18 protein-coding genes are annotated in these 19264 nt (G+C 62.8%); all 18 read right to left on the bottom strand.

Annotation, left to right across the window (positions count from 1 at the left end; genetic code table 11):
• Position 1: 1 nt before the first annotated feature.
• The gene (gene folC / locus ACKVEX_RS04360; RefSeq protein WP_473214467.1) at positions 2–1297 is read right to left on the bottom strand and encodes a bifunctional tetrahydrofolate synthase/dihydrofolate synthase; all 1296 of its coding nucleotides are present in this window, start codon (positions 1295–1297) and stop codon (positions 2–4) included.
• A 5-nt stretch (positions 1298–1302) separates the two neighbouring features.
• A complete protein-coding gene (gene accD, locus ACKVEX_RS04355; RefSeq protein WP_473214466.1) occupies positions 1303–2172 on the bottom strand; it encodes an acetyl-CoA carboxylase, carboxyltransferase subunit beta in 870 nt (289 codons plus the stop codon).
• Complete coding sequence (gene trpA / locus ACKVEX_RS04350) at positions 2169–2984, bottom strand: tryptophan synthase subunit alpha (RefSeq protein WP_473214465.1); 816 nt, start codon at positions 2982–2984, stop codon at positions 2169–2171. The genes accD and trpA overlap by 4 nt, the downstream gene beginning before the upstream one ends.
• 45 nt (positions 2985–3029) lie before the next feature.
• Positions 3030–4241 (bottom strand): tryptophan synthase subunit beta, encoded by a 1212-nt coding sequence (gene trpB / locus ACKVEX_RS04345; RefSeq protein ID WP_473214464.1) that lies wholly within the window; start codon positions 4239–4241, stop codon positions 3030–3032.
• Positions 4228–4851 carry a phosphoribosylanthranilate isomerase gene (locus tag ACKVEX_RS04340; protein ID WP_473214463.1) on the bottom strand — a complete coding sequence of 208 codons (624 nt, stop codon included), beginning with the start codon at positions 4849–4851 and terminating at the stop codon, positions 4228–4230. The genes trpB and ACKVEX_RS04340 overlap by 14 nt, the downstream gene beginning before the upstream one ends.
• A complete protein-coding gene (truA, locus tag ACKVEX_RS04335; RefSeq protein ID WP_473214462.1) occupies positions 4852–5646 on the bottom strand; it encodes a tRNA pseudouridine(38-40) synthase TruA in 795 nt (264 codons plus the stop codon).
• Positions 5643–6239, bottom strand: a complete 597-nt coding sequence (locus ACKVEX_RS04330) for a CbiQ family ECF transporter T component (protein ID WP_473214461.1) — start codon at positions 6237–6239, stop codon at positions 5643–5645. Before ACKVEX_RS04330 ends, truA begins: the two co-directional genes overlap by 4 nt.
• A gap of 84 nt (positions 6240–6323) precedes the next feature.
• Positions 6324–9371 (bottom strand): motility hub landmark protein FimV, encoded by a 3048-nt coding sequence (locus ACKVEX_RS04325; RefSeq protein ID WP_473214460.1) that lies wholly within the window; start codon positions 9369–9371, stop codon positions 6324–6326.
• A gap of 256 nt (positions 9372–9627) precedes the next feature.
• Positions 9628–10761, bottom strand: coding sequence for an aspartate-semialdehyde dehydrogenase (gene asd / locus ACKVEX_RS04320; protein ID WP_473214576.1), 1134 nt, complete (start codon positions 10759–10761; stop codon positions 9628–9630).
• Positions 10762–10789: 28 nt separating this feature from the next.
• Complete coding sequence (gene leuB / locus ACKVEX_RS04315) at positions 10790–11842, bottom strand: 3-isopropylmalate dehydrogenase (protein WP_473214459.1); 1053 nt, start codon at positions 11840–11842, stop codon at positions 10790–10792.
• A gap of 45 nt (positions 11843–11887) precedes the next feature.
• Positions 11888–12526, bottom strand: a complete 639-nt coding sequence (gene leuD / locus ACKVEX_RS04310; RefSeq protein ID WP_473214458.1) for a 3-isopropylmalate dehydratase small subunit — start codon at positions 12524–12526, stop codon at positions 11888–11890.
• The gene (locus ACKVEX_RS04305; RefSeq protein ID WP_473214575.1) at positions 12526–12609 is read right to left on the bottom strand and encodes an entericidin A/B family lipoprotein; all 84 of its coding nucleotides are present in this window, start codon (positions 12607–12609) and stop codon (positions 12526–12528) included. The genes leuD and ACKVEX_RS04305 overlap by 1 nt, the downstream gene beginning before the upstream one ends.
• Before the next feature lie 60 nt (positions 12610–12669).
• Positions 12670–14079 carry a 3-isopropylmalate dehydratase large subunit gene (gene leuC / locus ACKVEX_RS04300; RefSeq protein WP_473214457.1) on the bottom strand — a complete coding sequence of 470 codons (1410 nt, stop codon included), beginning with the start codon at positions 14077–14079 and terminating at the stop codon, positions 12670–12672.
• Positions 14080–14182: 103 nt separating this feature from the next.
• Positions 14183–15346: an MFS transporter gene (locus tag ACKVEX_RS04295; RefSeq protein WP_473214456.1), complete on the bottom strand. Its 1164-nt coding sequence runs from the start codon at positions 15344–15346 to the stop codon at positions 14183–14185.
• A gap of 102 nt (positions 15347–15448) precedes the next feature.
• Positions 15449–15685, bottom strand: coding sequence for a YdcH family protein (locus tag ACKVEX_RS04290; RefSeq protein ID WP_473214455.1), 237 nt, complete (start codon positions 15683–15685; stop codon positions 15449–15451).
• Positions 15686–15803: 118 nt separating this feature from the next.
• Positions 15804–16937: a chorismate synthase gene (gene aroC, locus ACKVEX_RS04285; RefSeq protein ID WP_473214454.1), complete on the bottom strand. Its 1134-nt coding sequence runs from the start codon at positions 16935–16937 to the stop codon at positions 15804–15806.
• A gap of 90 nt (positions 16938–17027) precedes the next feature.
• A complete protein-coding gene (gene ilvN / locus ACKVEX_RS04280) occupies positions 17028–17342 on the bottom strand; it encodes an acetolactate synthase small subunit (RefSeq protein WP_473214453.1) in 315 nt (104 codons plus the stop codon).
• Between the two features lie 2 nt (positions 17343–17344).
• Positions 17345–19012 carry an acetolactate synthase large subunit gene (gene ilvB / locus ACKVEX_RS04275; protein ID WP_473214452.1) on the bottom strand — a complete coding sequence of 556 codons (1668 nt, stop codon included), beginning with the start codon at positions 19010–19012 and terminating at the stop codon, positions 17345–17347.
• Positions 19013–19264: the final 252 nt, after the last annotated feature.

The raw sequence follows: 19264 nt of genomic DNA, 5'->3' as shown, positions 1-19264 counted from the left end.
GTCAGGACCTCACCCGCGCTGCATTCATTCCCGCCATCACGTCCGCTACGGTCAGGAAAGAGCCAAAAACGACGATTCTATCACTCTCGGCAGCACCATGTTGCGCCGCATCAAATGCCTCGCGTGGCAAATCGAAACAGCGGTCCTGCACGTCAATCCCGACAGCGGACAAGCGTTCGGCCATCTTCTGGGCGCTCATTCCCCGCCCCCCGGGCAGGCCGGCAATCAGCCAGTGGTCGATTCGGTCACGAATGAGCGCCACGACTCCTTCCACATCCTTGTCGGATAGCATGCCGAAAACCGCCCAGGTCTCCGGAAAGAACCCCATGTTGGACAGGTTTTCGGACAGCACGCCGACAGCCTGTGGATTGTGCGCGACGTCGAGCACGACCGCGGGACGTCCGGGCAGCACCTGGAAGCGCCCGGGCAGATCGACCAGCATCAAGCCTTGCCGGACCGCCTGCATCGATACCGGGATACGGTCTCGAAGCAGATCCAGCGTGGTCAGCACAGCCGCGGCATTGAGCAGTTGATTGGCGCCACGCAAGGTCGGATAAGCCAGTCCGCCGCGCCGCAACAGGCGACCGCTGGCATGGGGCGCCTCATATCGCCAGTAACCCCACTGCTGGCGGTCACCGCCGAACCCGAAATCCCGCCCACTGATCCACAAAGGGGTGCCGAGCGACTCGGCGTGTGCGAGCACGCTTGCCGGGGGCAAGGGATCACTGCAGACCGCAGGTCTGCCCGGCCGAAAGATCCCGGCCTTCTCGTGCCCGATTGCCTCACGATTGTCGCCCAGATACTCCATGTGATCCATTGCGACACTGGTGATGACAGAGCAGTCGGCATCGAAGATATTGACTGCGTCGAGGCAGCCGCCGAGCCCGACTTCGAGGATGATGACATCGGGCTTCGCGTCACAGAAGATCTTCCACGCCGCGAGCGTGCAGTGCTCGAAGTACGTCAATGGCACCTCGCCACGCACCGTCTCGACCGCCTCGAGCGCCTCGACCATCTGCGCCTCGGTGACCTCGTCCCCATTCACGCGCACCCGCTCCGTGTAACGCAACAGATGGGGTGACGTATACAGTCCGACCCGGAAACCCGCCGCCTTGAGGATGGCCTCCAGCATCGCGCACACGGAACCCTTGCCGTTGGTGCCGCCGACCGTGATCAACACCGCATCACTGGAACAGTTCAGGGCCTGCCTGATCTGCTGGACCCGGTCCAGTCCGAGCTGGATCGGAGTGGCATGTCGACGCTCGAGTCGCTCGAGCCAGGACGCAAGATCGTTCACGACGATCAGGCTTCGAGTACGTTCTGCCGGGTCAGCAGCCCGATCAGCGAGGCGAGCCGTTCGCGCAGCTCGCGGCGATCGACGATCATGTCGATCGCCCCTTTCTCGAGCAGGAACTCCGACCGCTGAAAACCTTCAGGCAGTGTTTCGCGAACGGTCTGCTCGATCACGCGCGGCCCGGCAAAACCGATCAGCGCACCAGGTTCGGCGATGACCACATCACCCATGAACACGAAACTCGCCGACACGCCACCCATGGTCGGGTCGGTCAATACGGTGATGAACGGCAGCTTGCGACGCGACAGACGGGTGATGCCCGCGGTGGTCTTGGCCATCTGCATCAATGAAAACAGGCCTTCCTGCATGCGGGCACCGCCGCTGGCCGTGACGCAGATGAACGGAATGCGCTGTTCCTCGGCTACCTGGACACCGCGAATGAAGCGCTCCCCGACCACCGAACCCATCGATCCGCCCAGAAACTCGAACTCGAAGCATGCCACGACCACCGCCAAGCCCTGGATGGCGCCCTGCATCACGACCATTGCGTCGGCCTCTCCGGTGTCCTTCTCCGCCACCGAAAGCCGCTCGGTGTATTTGCGCGAATCCTTGAACTTGAGCGGATCGATCGGCACCACCGATGTGCCGATCTCGACCCGCCCTTCGGCGTCCAGCAGCAGGTCCAGACGCGCACGGGCACGCAGACGCTGATGGTGGCCACATTTCGGGCACACCGCCTGATTGGTCTCCAGATCCGAACGGTAGAGCACTGCCTCACAGGCGGGACACTTGCTCCAGAGTCCTTCCGGAATCGACTTCCGGACCGAAGAGTCGGCCTTGTTGATCCGCGGCGGCAGTAGTCGCTTCAGCCAGCTCATGCGCGCGCCCCCACGATCTCGTCCATTGCGCTCCGCACACCCTTCACGAAGGCGGAGACCCGGGTGGTGACCTCCTCGCGGGGACTCGACTCCATCTCCTCGATGATCCGGCTGCCGATCACCACCGCATCGGCCACTTCGGCGATTCGAGCCGCGGTTTGCGCATCGCGAATCCCGAAACCGACACCGACGGGCAGTCCTACCCGCTTGCGGATTTGCGGGATTCGGGCCGCGACCTCGGTCAGGTCCAGCGTGGCCGAGCCGGTGACACCTTTGAGGGAGACATAGTAGATATAGCCACTGCCGGCTGCGGCGATATCGTCGAAACGGGCCGGTGTCGAAGTCGGCGCCAGCAGGAAGATCGCATCCAGGCCGGCCTGCCTGAGGGCCGCCGCGAATTCACGACATTCCTCGGGCGGATAATCCACGACCAGCACGCCGTCGACACCCGCCTCGCTCGCCAGTCGAACGAATTCCGGGACCCCGATGGCCTCGATCGGATTGGCGTAGCCCATCAGCACGACCGGCGTGTTCGGATCGGTCCGTCGAAACCGGGCGACCAGTTCGAAGACTTTTCTGAGATTCATCCCCTTCGCCAGGGCACGCTCGGACGCACGCTGAATAGTCGGACCATCGGCCATCGGATCCGAGAACGGCACCCCCAATTCGATGATGTCCGCCCCGCCCTCGACCAGCGCATGCATCACCGGCACGGTCAGTTCCGGATCGGGATCGCCTGCGGTCACGAACGGTATCAGCGCACACCGACCACTGACACCGAGGCGCTCAAAAACGGATTCAATTCTGGACATAATCTGCAACCGAATGGCCGGGTACGTTTGAACCCGGCGGTGAATTCAAAACTGGAGTCCCGAGTGCTCGGCCACCGTATGCATGTCCTTGTCGCCTCGACCGGATAGATTGACCAGGATGATCTGGTCGGACGACAGTTGCCGTGCGAGCCTGGACGCATACGCGAGCGCATGCGCGGTTTCGAGCGCGGGTATGATCCCCTCGAGACGGCACAGGTCATGAAAGGCCTTCAGCGCTTCCGTATCGGTCACGCCGACATATTCCGCACGACCGCTGTCCTTGAGCCACGCGTGCTCGGGCCCGACCCCCGGATAATCAAGCCCGGCCGAGATCGAATGCGTCTCGATGATCTGCCCGTCCTCGTTCTGCAGCAGATACGTGCGGTTGCCATGCAGCACACCCGGCCGGCCGGCCGACAGGCTGGCCGAATGGCGGCCGGTCTCCATCCCTTCACCCGCGGCCTCGACACCGACCAGGCGCACGCCCGGCATATCCACGTAGGGGTGAAAGATACCCATTGCGTTGGACCCGCCCCCGACGCAGGCCAGCACGTAGTCTGGCTGACGCCCGGTCAGTTCCGGCATCTGGGTCAGGCACTCCTTGCCGATCACCGACTGGAAATCGCGCACCATCATTGGATAGGGATGAGGGCCCGCTACGGTGCCGATGATATAAAAGGTATTGTGAACGTTGGTGACCCAGTCGCGCATCGCCTCGTTCAACGCATCCTTGAGCGTCTTCGAGCCCGACTCGACCGGCACGACCGTGGCGCCCAGCAGTTTCATGCGATAGACGTTGGCTGCCTGGCGCTTCACGTCCTCGGAACCCATGTACACCACACATTCCATGCCGTAGCGGGCGGCGACCGTGGCGGTCGCGACCCCGTGCTGACCGGCCCCGGTCTCGGCGATCACCCGCGGTTTTCCCATGCGGCGTGCGAGCATCGCTTGGCCGATGCAGTTGTTCACCTTGTGCGCACCGGTGTGATTCAGGTCTTCGCGCTTCAGGTAGATCTGCGCCCCGCCCAGCAGCTCCGACCAGCGCTTCGCGTGGTAGATCGGGCTCGGACGCCCGACGTAATGCTTGAGGTCGTACTCGAACTCGGCCATGAAAGCAGGATCGTTCCGACTCTGCTCGTAGGCCAGACGAAGCTCCTCGATCGCCGGGATCAGTGTCTCGGAGACGAATATACCGCCATAGGGTCCGAAATGTCCGCCGACATCCGGAAAATTGTATGCTGCATCAGCCATCTGCATTTCGAACTCCTGCGACGAATGCCGCGATCAACGCGGCATCCTTGATTCCCTTGGCCGATTCCACACCGCTCGACACGTCGACCGCCCAGGGACGGGTGCGTCGGACGGCCTCACCCACGTTGTCGGGATCGAGACCGCCCGACAGAATGAGCCGTCGATCGAGCCCGGCGGGAATGAGCGTCCAGTCGAATACCTTTCCACCCCCACCATATCCCGCGACGAACGCGTCGAGCAACAAGCCGGACGCGCAAGGGTGCGAAGCGCTGAATTCTATCAGATCGATACCCGGCTGGACTCGCGCAGCCTTGATCCACGGACGCTGATAACACGCACAATCGCTCTCGCTTTCGTCCCCATGGAACTGCAGCAGCTGCAACGGGACCTGCGCCAACACATCATTCACGAACGCTCGCTCGGGATTTACGAAGAGTCCGACGGTCGTGACGAAAGGCGGGATCAGCCTTGCGAGCTCGGCAGCGAGCGAGGGCGCGACGAAGCGCGGGCTGGGCGGATAGAACACGAGTCCGATGGCATCTGCACCGGCTTCGACGGCGGCGATCACATCCTGCGTACGGGTGAGGCCGCAGATCTTGATACGGGTGCGTGACATTCAGACCAAGGGCAGACGAGGCTTCGCGATGATACGCCCTTCCCCCGGAAGGCGCCAACCAGCAGGGTAATCCACGCCACAAAGATAAAGCCCCCCTGGCGGGAAAGTCGGGGCGGCAAGCCGGCGATCGCCGGACTCGAGCACGTGGCCGAGCCATTCTGGTGGATAGCGCTTCTTGCCGACATAGACCAGGGCCCCCACCAGATTCCGAACCATATGATGGAGAAAGGCATTGGCATGGAAATCGAAGATGATGAACTCGCCGTCACGCTGCACATCCGCCTGATGCACCAATTTCACCGGCGACTTGGCCTGACAGCCGGCCGCGCGAAATGCCGAAAAATCGTGCCACCCCAGCAGCCCGGATGCCGCAGTCTGCATCAACGGCGCGTCCAGCGGAACATGGAACCAGCCCACGCGCCCAGCCAGCATTGCCGGCTTGACCGGCGTGTTGTGCAGAATGTAGCGATACCGACGTCCCTGGGCGAGAAAGCGCGCATGAAATGCGTCGTCCACATCGACCGCCCAGCGCACCACCACCGGTTTGCGCAGCAAACTGTTGACGCCGCGGATCCAGCTGGAACCGGGCCGAATCGCAGACGTATCGAAATGAACCACCTGCGCGGTCGCATGCACGCCCGCGTCTGTTCGCCCCGCGCAATGCAGCCTCACGGGATGCCCTGCGATGCGCGCCAGGGCCTTCTCAAGATGATCCTGTACTGTGCGACCATGTTGCTGGCTTTGCCAGCCCTCGAAGGCATCGCCGGCGTACTCGACACCCATCGCAACCCTCATCCGAGCGACACCACGACAGTGAGGCCGACCATGACCAGGCCGAGCACCACATAATCGGTAAGCCGCAGGGGCTCCCTGACGATCCGAATCGGTTCATGGACGTCGTCGACTGGGTCATCCAGCCAGCTTTGCCAACTGACCGACTCGCGTGCATCGACGTGTTCGAGAACCAACAGGGTTCTGACCGCAACCCGCGCGGCCGGAAAGCCCAGTCGCTCCAACGGTTTCAGCAACGCGTAAAGGCCGCCCACCAGACGGCGTGCAGGCAGATGCTCCATCAGCATCGCAACGCAGAACACGACCGCAAGCACACGGCCCGCATGCTCGATCGCCAGCCAAACGCCTTCGCGCGACGGACTGAGGCTGGGCCAATCGGCGAACAGCGCTTCACCCGGGGTGAAACCGGCAAACAGCACGACGATGGCCAGAAGAAGGAATCTGATCCTGCGCAGCAGCCGCAGGCACCGCGCCCGCGCATAGGCCAGCGCGCCGACCGCGCAAAGCAACACGGCGCCCAGCAGCCAGTCAAGCTCGAGAACCTGAAGCGTCGCGACGCCCGTGAGCCACAGGAAGATCAACAGCCCGGCATGCATTCAGACAGGATGCAAAGTGATGATCCGCCTCACCGTTACGGTACCGAGACGGATCTCACGAGTCGCAATGACAGGAATCGTGATTCAGCCGAGCCGTTCCAGGAGTCGGGCGGCCGCTTCGCGCTGCACCGAAGAACCCTCGCGCATGACCTCGTCGATCAGTTCGCGAGCGCCTTCCTTGTCGCCCATCTCCTCGTAGGCCCGAGCGAGATCGAGTTTGGTATCGATCTCCTGATCGAGTTCGGGATTCGGCGCACGCTCACCGGTGACGGCACCCGCGTCGCCCGACCCGGCGGACGATGCAGCATCGCCGTCGAGGCCCAGATCCAGATCGAGATCGAGATCGATGCCGTTCAGATCCAGCGGCGGAGGCGCTTTTTCCGCCGGCTTCTTGTCAGCGCTCTCGTCGAGATTGAAATCGAAATCGAGCAAGTCGTTGTCGAATTCGGTCTGCTCCAGATCGACGCCAGATGCATCATCCTGAACATCGCGCAGGAAGTCCCGATCCAGCATGGTCGCGTCGAGGTCATTGCTGCTGGCGCTCGGGCTCGCGGCATCCGTTGCATCGTCGTCGGTCATGAAGTCCCTGACGTTGTTTCCGACGACCGTCGCATCGAGTGCCTGGGAATCGTCGGGCATCTCGGTCTGGACATCCGGCAGTTCTATCTCCGACAGGGCATCATCAACCAATCCGCCACCGGCCGCACTCCCCGCTGTGTCGTCGGCTTGCTTTGCCTTGGGCGATCTGGCACCGGGCACGTCCCCATGGGTTGCCCCGGTTGACACATCGCTCACGTCCAGATCGAACTGCATGCTCTGGTCGTCGCCCAAAGCGTCCAGGACCGATGCGTCATCGGCCCGAGCACGGGCATCGACCCCCGCTGGCGTCGACCGTTCGTCGAGTTCGTCGGGCTTCGTCGTGTCGTCTCCGAGATCGAAGTCGAGCACGGTAAAATCGACAGTGTCGTCGTCGGAACCGGCATCACCGTCGAATGACTGGGCTGCATCGGCATCGACCGTTTTCGAATCGCTGTCCTCGACCCGAGCGCCATCTTGGTCCGGACGGACTGCAACAGGCGAGGAAGTCGTGAAATCGACTTCGCTGAGACTCGCATCGGTCCCAACGCCGGCCCCTTCGCGGGATGCGTTCGAAGCCGCCGCTCCCGCGGCGAGACCCACGGCGCCCGCAGCGAGCATTCCGCTTGCGGCACCCGCTCGCGGAAAATCACGGCCCGGTTCGGTTTCCGGTGCGTCCTCCATGTCAACCCCTTCGGGGGACGACTGGTACAGGGGATTCTGCGGCTCCAGTTTGAGGCCCATCTGGGCGACTTTCGCCCAGTCCTCACCCTGCCCGCCCGTCTTGGCATAGAACTCGGTCGCAACCGACTCGAACTGTCGCGCACTCTGCCGCTGCGCGTAGATCTCGAGCAGCTTCACGTACAAGGCCGCCCGCGACGAATCCACCTTCAGTGCGTCCAGCAGGATCTCTTCGGCTTGCGCGTCGCGTCCGTAGGCCATATAGACGTCCGCCTCGGCAACCGGATCGACGCCCTCGTCCGCATCGATCGAAGACAGACCCGATTGGCTGAAGTCGGTATTCAGAACGCTGCTGCTGCCGGTATCGACCGACTGCCCACCCTTTCCGCCGAAAACCGAGTGTGCCTCGGACGGATAGTCTCCCGCCGCAGCCGTCACTGCGTCTTCCGCCTCGTTCCTGCTGCGCTGACGCCTCTTGATGCCCGCGTAGAGCAGCAACAGCCCAAGAATCCCCCCACCGCCGGCCAACAGCATCGGGTCCTGCATCAGTGTCTGCAGGAAGCCCGGTTGCGCCGCGGGCGGTGCAATCGGCGCACGTTCGGGGATGGTTTGCGGCGGCGCAGCCGCGGGCTCGGGTGGTGGAACCGGCTCGGCCGCCACCGGCGGAAGCGGTTCGACCACCCCGGGCGTCGGCTCGACGACCGGTGTCCCGGTTGCGGGCCCTGTTTCGGTCGCGTCTGCAGTGGCTTCCTGGACGGGAGGCAGCAGCAATTCAGCCGGAACCTCGCCACCGGCAGCCAGTTGCTGCTGCATCTGGGCGAGACTCTGGTTCCTGAGTTCGATCAAGCGTTGCAGGTCACGGATGCTGCGTTCGAGGTCCGCCAGTCGCTCGTTGGCTTCCTCCAGGGATTGCTCTCTGGCGACCAGTTCCTCCTCGAGCGCCTGTAGCCGCGCGAGCCGCGAATCCTCCGCGCCTTCCACCGGCGCACCGGACACCTCGACACGATCCTGTGGCGCATCGGTCACTGCAGGCGCTTCGACCCGGGGGGCGATCTCGCCGGCACTTTCTTGCGTCGCTGCGGGTTCAGCCGGGGCCGGGCGAGCGGCCACCGCACCGGACAAGCGGCTTCGATAGGCTTCGAAATCGGCAGCCTGCGCAACGATCTCGCGCCTGGCCTGCGCCAGCTCGACCGCGCTCGCAGTTGCCTGGTCGGGTATCGTCATGATCGCGCCGGCGCGCAGACGATTCATGTTGCCATCGTCGAACGCCTGCGGATTCTGACGTAGCAGCGCCACCAGCATCTGATCGAGCGTGACGTTCGACTGGCGATGAGCGCCTGCGATACCGCGCAGGGTATCACCTCGACGAACACGGTACTCCCCGGATGGCGCAGCGGCGCGCGGCGCCGCAGCCGCGGGACGCGGAGCCGGCGCTGCGGCCCGCGGCGCTTCGACCGGCACGGCCGCGACCGGCGGTCGCGTGAGCTGCACCGGATCGAGGAGGAAGGTATATTCGCGCAGCAAACGCCCGCCGGCCCAGTTCAACTCGACCAGCATCTCCATGAAGGGCTCGTTGACCGGGCGATCGCCGGTCACCCTGACCACTGAACGATTGCCGCGGGTCTCGACCGAAAACTGCAGGCCGGTCATGAACGGAGAGTAGGTCACACCCGTCTGCCTGAACGCATTGGCCGGCGCGACCCGTGCCGACAGACTCTGCAGTTCCTGCGCCGTCGCCTGGAGCTCGATTTCGGCCCGCAACGGCTGCCCCAGCCCACTCAGAACATTGATCGCGCCCAGGCCGGCCGCCTGACTCGCAAACGGAAAGGCTGCAATCGCGGTCGCGACCAGTGTTGCCTTGAGCGTGGTTTTCATAGCGGTCATATCGATTAACACACCCCTTCGGGCGCCGGGCTGCGCGGAGCACGGCGTCATGGACACGGATTGCTACCCATATTTTCTAGCAATCTAGCATTTTCGTGAGGTTTGCGCAGCAATTCTTTATTTCATATGGAACTTTTCGCTGCACCCTCGCTGCGAAAAGTTGTTCTCTCCCTCCGAGCGAGGCTCGGAGGGCATTGGATACGTCGGCGATTCGAGGGGCTCCTGCCCTCGCACCGGGCGTGATCCATCAAGCGTCGAGCAGGATTCCAAGCATGCGACGCAGCGGCTCGGCCGCGCCCCACAGGAGTTGATCTCCGACCGTGAATGCCCCGAGATACTCCGGCCCCATGGCCAACTTGTGGAGACGCCCAACGGGAATGCCGAGCGTACCGGTCACCGTCGCCGGACTCAGTTCACGCTCGGTGATCTCGCGTTCGTTTGGTACCACCCTCACCCAGTCGTTGGCAGTGGCAATGATTTCGCTGACTTGGTCGAGCGGCACATCCTTTCTGAGTTTGATCGTGAGCGCCTGCGAATGGCAGCGCATTGCGCCGATGCGCACGCACAGGCCGTCGATCGGGATACTGCCCGGGCTGCGGAAGCTGGGTCGGCCGAGAATCTTGTTGCACTCGGCACCGCCCTTCCACTCCTCCTTGCTCTGGCCATGCTCGACCGGTACGTCGATCCACGGAATCAGGCTGCCGGCCAGCGGCGTGTTGCGGAAGTTCTTCGTCGGGAAGGCATCCGAGCGAATCGTATCTGCGACCTTGCGGTCGATATCCAGGATGGCCGAGGCAGGATCGGCAAGCAGGTCGGACACCGACGCGTGGATGGCGCCCATCTGCGCAATCAGCTCACGCATGTTCTGCGCGCCGGCCCCCGAGGCCGCCTGATACGTCATCGCGGAGATCCACTCCACCAGGTCGTGCTTGAAAAGGCCGCCCAGGCCCATCAGCATCAGCGACACCGTGCAGTTACCGCCGATCCAGTTACGGCCACCCTTTGCCAGCGCGTCGTCGATGACATGCCTGTTGACCGGATCGAGGATGATCACCGCGTCGTCGGCCATACGCAGCGCCGATGCGGCATCGATCCAGTGGCCGTTCCAGCCGGCCGCCCGCAGCTTTGGATAGACCGCCTTGGTGTAATCGCCGCCCTGGCAGGTCATGACGATGTCGCATGCCTTCAGCGCATCGATGTTCATCGCATCCTGCAGAGGTTCGGACGCCTCCTTGCCGCCAAGGCGCGGTGCCGCACCACCGGCGTTGGAGGTGGAGAAATACACCGGGTCGATATGGGCGAAATCACCCTCTTCCACCATGCGCTGCATCAGCACGGAACCGACCATCCCACGCCAACCGACCAGACCAACCTTGTTCATCATCGTTCCTCTCGTGTTTCCGAAGTCTTCACAACGCCGCCAGCACGGCGTCGCCCATTTCCCGGGTTCCAACCTTCCTCGTGCCGGACTCGAAGATGTCGCCGGTACGGTAACCCTGAGCCAGCACCGTCCTGACCGCCGCTTCGATCCGCTGCGCGGCTTCTTCCAGCGCAAACGTGTAGCGCAGCATCATCGCCGCCGACAGGATGGTGGCCAGCGGGTTCGCCACGCCCTGCCCCGCGATGTCCGGTGCCGACCCATGCGACGGCTCGTAAAGCCCCTTGTTTCGCTCGTCCAGTGAGGCCGATGGCAGCATGCCGATCGAGCCGGTCAACATCGAGGCCTCGTCCGACAGAATGTCACCGAACATATTGCCGGTCACCATCACGTCGAACTGCTTGGGCGCGCGCACCAGCTGCATCGCGGCATTATCGACCAGCATGTGCGAAAGCTCGACATCCGGGTAGTCAGCGGCGAGTTCGGTCATCACGTCGCGCCACAACTGCGTGGTTTCGAGCACGTTCATCTTGTCCACCGAACACAGACGGCCGTTGCGCTTGCGTGCGGCCTCGAAGGCCACGCGGCCAATACGGCGGATCTCCGACTCGGTGTAGTGCATGGTGTTGAAACCGTAGCGTTCGCCGTCCCGAACCTCGATGCCCCGCGGCTGGCCGAAATAGATGTCGCCGGTGAGTTCGCGCACGATCAGGATGTCCAGTCCGGCCACAATCTCGGGCTTCAGCGACGATGCGTTGGCCAGTTCCGGATACAGGATGGCGGGTCGCAGGTTCGCGAACAGCCCGAGTTCCTTGCGGATCGCCAGCAAGCCACGCTCGGGGCGCTGCTCGCGCGGCAACGCATCCCACTTCGGTCCGCCCACCGCACCGAGCAATATTGCGTCGGCCTCGCGAGCCAGCCGCGAGGTCGCTTCGGGATAGGGACTTCCGGTCGCATCGACTGCAGACCCACCCAGCAGCGCCTCCTCCAGTTCGAACTTCAGATCGAGTGCTTGAAGCACACGCACGGCCTCGGCCATGATCTCGGGGCCGATGCCGTCACCCGGCAGGACACAAACTTTCATCGAAGATTCCTTGTACCGATCCAACCCCTGCGGGCCGGATCGCTTTCACGAAAAATAATACGGATGCTCGCTCTGACGGCGTGCCTCGAAAGCACGAATCTCGTCGGCGTGGAGCAGCGTGAGACCGATATCGTCCCAGCCATTGAGCAGACATTCCTTGCGGAATGCATCGACATCGAAACTCAGAACCACGCCATCGGGCCGCGTGATGGTCTGCGTGGCGAGATCGACCACCAGGCGATAGCCCTCGGTGTCCAGACATTGAAGGAACAACTGGTCGACCTGCCCGGCCGGCAACACGATCGGCAATACACCGTTCTTGAAGCAGTTGTTGAAGAAAATGTCGGCAAAGCTCGGTCCGATCAGGCAGCGAATCCCGAAATCCTCAAGCGCCCACGGAGCATGCTCACGCGAACTTCCGCATCCGAAGTTGTCCCGGGTCAGCAGAATCTGCGCGCCCTGATACCGCGACTGATTCAACACGAAATCCGGATTCTGCGGACGGGCCGAACAGTCCTGACCCGGCTCACCATGATCCAGATAGCGCCACGCGTCGAACAGGTTCGGCCCGAAACCGCTGCGCTTGATCGACTTCAGAAACTGCTTCGGGATGATGGCATCTGTATCCACGTTGGCGCGATCGAGCGGTGCGGCCAAGCCGTCGAGAATCGTAAAAGCTTTCATTATTGGACTGCCCTCTGGATGGCTTCCCCGCCCTTCTCGATATCCTTGCCGATGCCCTGAACGGTATTGCAACCGGCAACCATGAAGCCCGCGACAAGCAGGGAAAGTACGAAACACAACCTCATCATTTTCTCCACTCGCGGTCAGACCAACGTGCGCACATCGGTGAAATGGCCCGTCACCGCCGCCGCGGCCGCCATGGCCGGGCTCACCAGATGGGTGCGCCCCCCTGCGCCCTGACGCCCCTCGAAATTACGATTGGACGTCGACGCGCAGTGTTCACCATCCTCGAGACGATCGGCGTTCATGGCCAGGCACATCGAACAGCCCGGTTCGCGCCACTCGAATCCGGCCGCCGTGAAGATCTCGTGCAACCCCTCTTCCTCGGCCTGGCGCTTGACCAGGCCGGAACCAGGGACGACCAGCACACGCTTCACGCTGTCCGCCTTGCGACGCCCCCTGGTCACCTTTGCCGCTTCACGCAGGTCTTCTATGCGCGAGTTCGTGCACGACCCGATGAACACCTGGTCGACCGGAATCTCGGCGATTGGCGTGTTCGGTGCGAGGCCCATGTAATCGAGCGCACGCTCCACGCCCTCGCGCTTGATCGGATCGGCGATCGTCGCGGGATCGGGCACACGCCCGCCCACGGTCGTCACCATCTCGGGCGACGTGCCCCAGGTCACCTGCGGCTCGATCCCGGCCGCATCCAGAACCACGACCTTGTCGAACTCGGCTGCTTCATCCGAATGCAGCGTGCGCCAGTAGGCCGCCGCCTTGTCCCACGACTCGCCGCTCGGCGCGAATGGCTTGTCACGCAGATAGGCAATCGTGGTGTCGTCCACCGCGACCATGCCGGCACGCGCACCCGCTTCGATCGCCATGTTGCACACGGTCATCCGACCTTCCATCGACAGCGCGCGAATCGCGCCGCCGCCGAACTCGATCGCATAGCCGGTTCCACCCGCGGTGCCGATCTTGCCGATGATCGCGAGCACGATATCCTTGGCGGTCACGCCGGTCGGCAGGTCGCCGTCCACCCGCACCAGCATCGTGCGCGACTTCTTCTGCAGCAGACACTGCGTGGCCAGCACATGCTCGACCTCCGAAGTACCGATACCATGCGCCAGGCAACCGAACGCACCATGCGTAGAGGTATGCGAATCACCGCAGACCACGGTCATGCCCGGCAAGGTCGCGCCGTTTTCCGGCCCGATCACATGCACGATCCCCTGACGCAGGTCCTTGAACGGGAAATAGGCCAGCGCACCCGACTCTCGGATGTTCGCGTCCAACGTCTCGACCTGGGTGCGCGAAATCGGATCCTTGATCCCTTCATCCCAGTGGTCGGTCGGCGTGTTGTGGTCCGCAGTCGCGACGATCGAACTCACGCGCCATGGCTTGCGCCCTGCCAGCTTGAGCCCCTCGAACGCCTGCGGACTGGTGACCTCATGGACAAGGTGCCGATCGATGTAGATCAGTGCGGTCCCGTCGTCCTGCTGGCGCACGAGATGGCTCGTCCAGAGCTTTTCGTAAAGGGTTTGAGGTTTCATGCCCACCATTCCACCGAATCGATCAAAGTCGTTGATTATTTCACACGCCAACGCGAGAGGATAGGCTGCTGCCTGCGCGCATTCGGATACGGCGGCTTGAACCTCATGATTCACATCTTCGGTCCCGCCTCTCCGATCCGGGTTTCCAGCCCCACATCAACCAGACCAGCCCGACCAGCGCAAAACCGGAACCCAGCGTATAGGTCCACGCGGAACCAATACTGTCCCAGGTAAATCCGCTCAACACACCACCCAGCATGCCGCCAGCCCCGAACGAGAGACTCCCGTACAAGGCCTGACCCCTCGATTGGAGTTTGCCGGGAAACCACAGGTTCACCAGCGCGATTGCGGCCGCATGATAGGCACCGAAGGTCGCGCCATGCAGAAGCTGTGCGACCAACAGCACCGCGAGTTCATCGACGCCCCATGCGATCATCAGGAAACGCACGATCGCGGCGACAAAGGCGAAGATCAGGATATGCCGCGCGCCGAATCGCTTCATCAGACGGGGCATCAGCATGAATACGCCAATCTCGGCCACAACGCCGAGCGTCCACATCCAGCCGACCAGCGACTTGCCGTAACCGTTGTCCACCAGGTAGATCGAGTAGAAAACGTATAAGGCGCCGTGGGCGGCGGACATGAAGAAACAGGCCCCGAAAAGTGCCTGCACATGCCTTTGCCTGAGCGTCGTGACGAGGCTCTCCGCGGTCCGTGATTCCAGCGGCCGAGGGGCTTCCGGCAACAGCATCGCAGACAGCACGATCGAAGCGAGTATCAGCGTACTCATCCACAGCAGCGAAGACACCGGCAGGTGATCGAGCGCGTAACCGATGAGCAGCACCGCGACGATGAACCCGACGGATCCCCAGGACCGGATGCTGCCGTAACGATGCCCTTCGCCTCCAAGATGATTGAAGGTCGTGCTCTCAACCAGCGGCAACGCCGCGCTCCAGAAAAAGCTCATCAGCGCCATCGCTACAAAGACGCCGACGAAGTCGGTGGTGGCAAAGAAGAGGCAGAAACCCAGCAAGCTCGCCACGGCCGACACCCTCACGATGGGCATGCGCACACCCGCCCGCTCCGAGAGCCAGCCCCAGAGGTTGGGAGCGACGATTCGCATCAGTTGCATCAGCGACATCAGTATCGCGATGTCGGTCGCCGAGAATGCGAGTGACTGCAGGTATAGGGTGAAGTACGGTGCGAATGCACCGATGAACGCGAAATAGGCGAAGTAGTAGCCGGAAAGGCGCCAGAAAGGGAGCATCGCAGCATTGTAGCGTCCGGCAAAGCCGGCGCACCGGTTTGATGACCCGCACGGTGCGCCAGAGGCGGCGGCCGCTGTGCTACTCCGCCGCGAGGACCGCCGTCAGGCGCTCAGCATCTGATACAGATCGTCCTTGAGCTTCAAGCGCACCTTCTTGAGGCCCTCGAGATCGAAATCGCTCATGTGCTCAACCTCCTGCTCGACACGCTGTACCTGTCGATTGACCTCGTGATACTCGTCGAACAGTCGCGCGAAATGCGCATTCGAAACCTTGAGATCGTGAATGCGATCGTCGTATTCCGGAAACTCCGAGTGCAGATCATGCGGGTCTAACACCATATGGACTTCTCCCTGTTGCGTCGAAAAACTCACGTAAGCGTTCTCGAGGATTCAGTCTAGCGCCGCGACGATGTGACGCTGTTGATCGCCGTCAACGGCACGACCGAATCGAGCCACCTCAGTCGGTCGGTGCGGGCGGGCTTTGCTCGCCATCCGGGCTCAGGCGCGGAACGACCGGCATTTCGCTCGTCACATCCGCGCCTTGCGCACGCTGCCGCAAGGCATGATCCATGAGCACCAGCGCCAGCATCGACTCGGCGATCGGGGTTGCACGGATACCGACGCACGGATCGTGCCGACCATGAGTATTGACCACCACCGCATGGCCGCGACGATCGATCGAGCGCCGGTCCAGCCGGATGCTCGAGGTCGGCTTGATGGCGATGCTGACGATCACGTCCTGACCGGTGGAAATGCCGCCCAGCACCCCACCGGAATTGTTGCTGAGATAGCCGTCGGGCGTCATCTCGTCGGAATGCTGGGTGCCGCGTTGCACCACGCTGGCGAACCCCGCGCCGATCTCCACGCCCTTGACCGCGTTGATGCCCATCATCGCATGCGCGATGTCCGCGTCGAGCCGGTCGAAAACCGGTTCGCCCCAACCCGGGGGCACGCCAGTCGCGATCACGTCGATGCGCGCGCCGATCGAGTCGCCGGATTTGCGCAGCGCGTCCATGTAGCCTTCGAGCTGCGGGACGATGCCGGCATTCGGGGCGAAGAACGGATTGCGGTCGACCTCGTTCCAGTCGACGAACGGGATTTCGACTTCACCGAGCTGGGCCATGTAGCCACGGATCACGACGCCGTAGCGCTCGCGCAGCCACTTGCGCGCGATCGCGCCGGCCGCGACCCGCACCGCGGTCTCGCGCGCGGAGGAACGACCGCCACCGCGATGGTCGCGTACACCGTACTTCTGGCAGTAAGCATAGTCGGCGTGGCCTGGGCGGAAGGTGTCGGCGATGTTGCCGTAGTCCCGCGAACGCTGGTCGGTGTTACGGATCAACAATCCGATCGGCGTACCTGTCGTCACGCCCTCGAAAACACCGGACAGAATCTCCACCTCGTCGGCTTCGCGCCGCTGGGTGACATGTCGCGAAGTACCGGGCTTGCGTCGATCGAGTTCGCGCTGGATGTCTGCCACATCGATTGCAAGCCCCGGCGGACAACCATCGACGACACAGCCGATGGCCGGCCCATGCGACTCGCCGAACGAAGTCACGCAGAAGAGTTTGCCTAAGGTGTTACCGGACATGAAGGACTCGCAGCCGACGCTGATTCAAGGCGCCGCAGTTTAACACATGGGCTCCGGGCCCAGTCCCCGCGCCAGCGGGGACTGGCCGCCTCAGTGGAAAAAGCGCTCCAGCCGCTCGAAGACCTCGTGTTCGGCCGAATGCCGCCTGACCGACAGCACATCGATCAGTTTCTCGAGTTGAAGCACCATCTGCTCCAGACGTTGATCGTCGAAAACGAGCAGCCAGATCCGGCTGCGCTCGGGGTTGGACATCGGCATGCACAGAATGCCTTCGACGTTGAAGGCCCTGCGTGCGAAGAGATTGCATATGTGACTCATCACGCCGGGATGGTTATTCACCTCCAATTCGAGCACGACTTTCGCGTAGTCTGCCTGCTGCAACGGCTCGGCAACCTGTTCGATCATATTCAGCCTCCGATCATTTCGGTGTTGGCGGCGCCCGGCGGCACCATGGGATAGACGAATTCCTCGCGATCGATGGACGCATGGATCAGACAGGGACCCGGAGACGACAGCGCCTGCGCAAGGACGGCCCGCGGGTCGTCGGCCGTATCCAGATCGACGCCTGCGACGCCGAAACCCTCGGCGATCGTCAGAAAATCGGGTGCGCCGCGATACTTGGACGCAAATACGCGCTTGCCGTAGAAAAGGCTTTGTTGCTGATAGACCAGGCCGAGCGAGTTGTTGTTCATCAACACGATCTTCACGTTCAGGCCTTCCTCGCCCAGGGTCGCGAGTTCCTGGATATTCATCAGAAGACTGCCGTCGCCCGAAAAGCACACCACGGTGCGTTCGGGCGCCGCCAGCGCCGCGCCGATCGCGGCCGGCATGCCGAAACCCATCGTGCCCAGGCCGCCTGATGTCAGCCACTGCCTCGGGCGCCGGAACGGGTAGGCCTGTGCGACCCACATCTGATGCTGTCCGACATCGGTGGTGATGACCGCCTCATCGTCGAGTACCGACGCGACCGCATGGATCAGACCGTAGTGCGTTCGGGGATTCGCGCTTCCGGTCAATTGCATCGGGAAACGTGCTCTCAGGCTTTCGACATGGGCCAGCCAGCGCTCGCGCAACTGCACCCTGACCCGTGGCAACAGTACCTCCAGGACGGTCCGCACGTCGCCGTTGATCGCGACATGCGCCTTCTTGATCTTGTGCAGTTCCGACGGATCCACATCGATGTGGATGATGTTTGCGTTGGGACAGAACTGGGCCGCCTTGCCGATCGCGCGATCGTCGAAGCGCGCCCCGACACAGATCAGGAGATCCGCTTCCTCGAGCACGAAGTTCGTGTAGCGAGCCGCATGCATGCCGAGCATGCCAATCGACAGCGGATGATCGAGCGGCATCGCACCGAGACCCATCAACGTCATCGTGGTCGGCAGGCCCGCCTGCTCGGCCAGCGTCACCGCCTGCTGGGCTGCACCCGAGTGAATGACCCCGCCCCCCAGATAGAGCACCGGTTGCGCGGCCTCGTTGATCATGCTTGCGGCTCGCTCAACCGCGGTCGGGTCGACTGCAGGCGTGGCCTCGGCCACCGCCGGTTCGGGGAAAGCCTCGAAGGCGACCGTCTGGTTCTGCACATCCTTGGGCACATCGATCAGGACGGGTCCGGGACGGCCGGACATCGCGAGGCGGAACGCCGCAGGGATCACCTCAAGCAACTCCTTCGCGGATCGAACCAGGAAGTTGTGCTTGGTGATCGGCACCGTGATGCCATAGATGTCGACCTCCTGGAACGCGTCGGATCCGATCATCGAAAGCGGCACCTGCCCGGTGATCGCCACCAGCGGAATCGAATCGAGCATCGCATCCGCGATCGCGGTCACGAGATTGGTCGCACCAGGCCCGCTGGACGCGAAGCAGACCTCCGGACGGCCGGACACACGCGCCATGCCTTGTGCGATGAATCCGGCACCCTGTTCATGCCGCGCCAGTACATGACGAATCTTGTCACTACCCGACAATGCGTCATAAAGCGGCAGGATCGCGCCGCCCGGGACACCTGCGATCGTGCGAACACCCTGTCTTTCGAGCAGGCGCAGGATCAGTTCGGCACCGGTCATTTGCAGCATCTCATTCTCCTTTACTACGGTTATCCGGGCGCAAATACGACGGACAAAACAAAACCCCCGCCGGGCTTGCGCGCCGGCGGGGGTTGGATTCTGTTGCTGGTGTTTCCGGCCCTTTACGACGCGCGCCCGCCTACGCGTACTACTACGCGTACAGAGGAGCTGACGATCAGGGACAGGAAAAAAGCGTTCATTGGAAACACCGACAGTGGTGCTAGATTTTAATCATCGAAAGGCGTTCAGCGCAAGGACTGA

This window comes from Denitraticella aggregata, assembly GCF_048158365.1.
In the GTDB taxonomy this organism is placed as follows: domain Bacteria; phylum Pseudomonadota; class Gammaproteobacteria; order Burkholderiales; family Rhodocyclaceae; genus Azoarcus_F.
Note: the sequence above shows the minus strand (reverse complement) of the source record. Positions and strands in the feature narration are given on the sequence as shown.

Coding starts and splice junctions, on each gene's coding strand:
- accD (WP_473214466.1), bottom strand. CDS start 2,172: ATGAGCTGGCTGAAGCGACTACTGCCGCCGCGGATCAACAAGGCCGAC.
- trpA (WP_473214465.1), bottom strand. CDS start 2,984: ATGTCCAGAATTGAATCCGTTTTTGAGCGCCTCGGTGTCAGTGGTCGG.
- trpB (WP_473214464.1), bottom strand. CDS start 4,241: ATGCAGATGGCTGATGCAGCATACAATTTTCCGGATGTCGGCGGACAT.
- ACKVEX_RS04340 (WP_473214463.1), bottom strand. CDS start 4,851: ATGTCACGCACCCGTATCAAGATCTGCGGCCTCACCCGTACGCAGGAT.
- truA (WP_473214462.1), bottom strand. CDS start 5,646: ATGAGGGTTGCGATGGGTGTCGAGTACGCCGGCGATGCCTTCGAGGGC.
- ACKVEX_RS04330 (WP_473214461.1), bottom strand. CDS start 6,239: ATGCATGCCGGGCTGTTGATCTTCCTGTGGCTCACGGGCGTCGCGACG.
- ACKVEX_RS04325 (WP_473214460.1), bottom strand. CDS start 9,371: ATGAAAACCACGCTCAAGGCAACACTGGTCGCGACCGCGATTGCAGCC.
- asd (WP_473214576.1), bottom strand. CDS start 10,761: ATGAACAAGGTTGGTCTGGTCGGTTGGCGTGGGATGGTCGGTTCCGTG.
- leuB (WP_473214459.1), bottom strand. CDS start 11,842: ATGAAAGTTTGTGTCCTGCCGGGTGACGGCATCGGCCCCGAGATCATG.
- leuD (WP_473214458.1), bottom strand. CDS start 12,526: ATGAAAGCTTTTACGATTCTCGACGGCTTGGCCGCACCGCTCGATCGC.
- ACKVEX_RS04305 (WP_473214575.1), bottom strand. CDS start 12,609: ATGGTTGCCGGTTGCAATACCGTTCAGGGCATCGGCAAGGATATCGAG.
- leuC (WP_473214457.1), bottom strand. CDS start 14,079: ATGAAACCTCAAACCCTTTACGAAAAGCTCTGGACGAGCCATCTCGTG.
- ACKVEX_RS04295 (WP_473214456.1), bottom strand. CDS start 15,346: ATGCTCCCTTTCTGGCGCCTTTCCGGCTACTACTTCGCCTATTTCGCG.
- ACKVEX_RS04290 (WP_473214455.1), bottom strand. CDS start 15,685: ATGGTGTTAGACCCGCATGATCTGCACTCGGAGTTTCCGGAATACGAC.
- aroC (WP_473214454.1), bottom strand. CDS start 16,937: ATGTCCGGTAACACCTTAGGCAAACTCTTCTGCGTGACTTCGTTCGGC.
- ilvN (WP_473214453.1), bottom strand. CDS start 17,342: ATGATCGAACAGGTTGCCGAGCCGTTGCAGCAGGCAGACTACGCGAAA.
- ilvB (WP_473214452.1), bottom strand. CDS start 19,012: ATGCTGCAAATGACCGGTGCCGAACTGATCCTGCGCCTGCTCGAAAGA.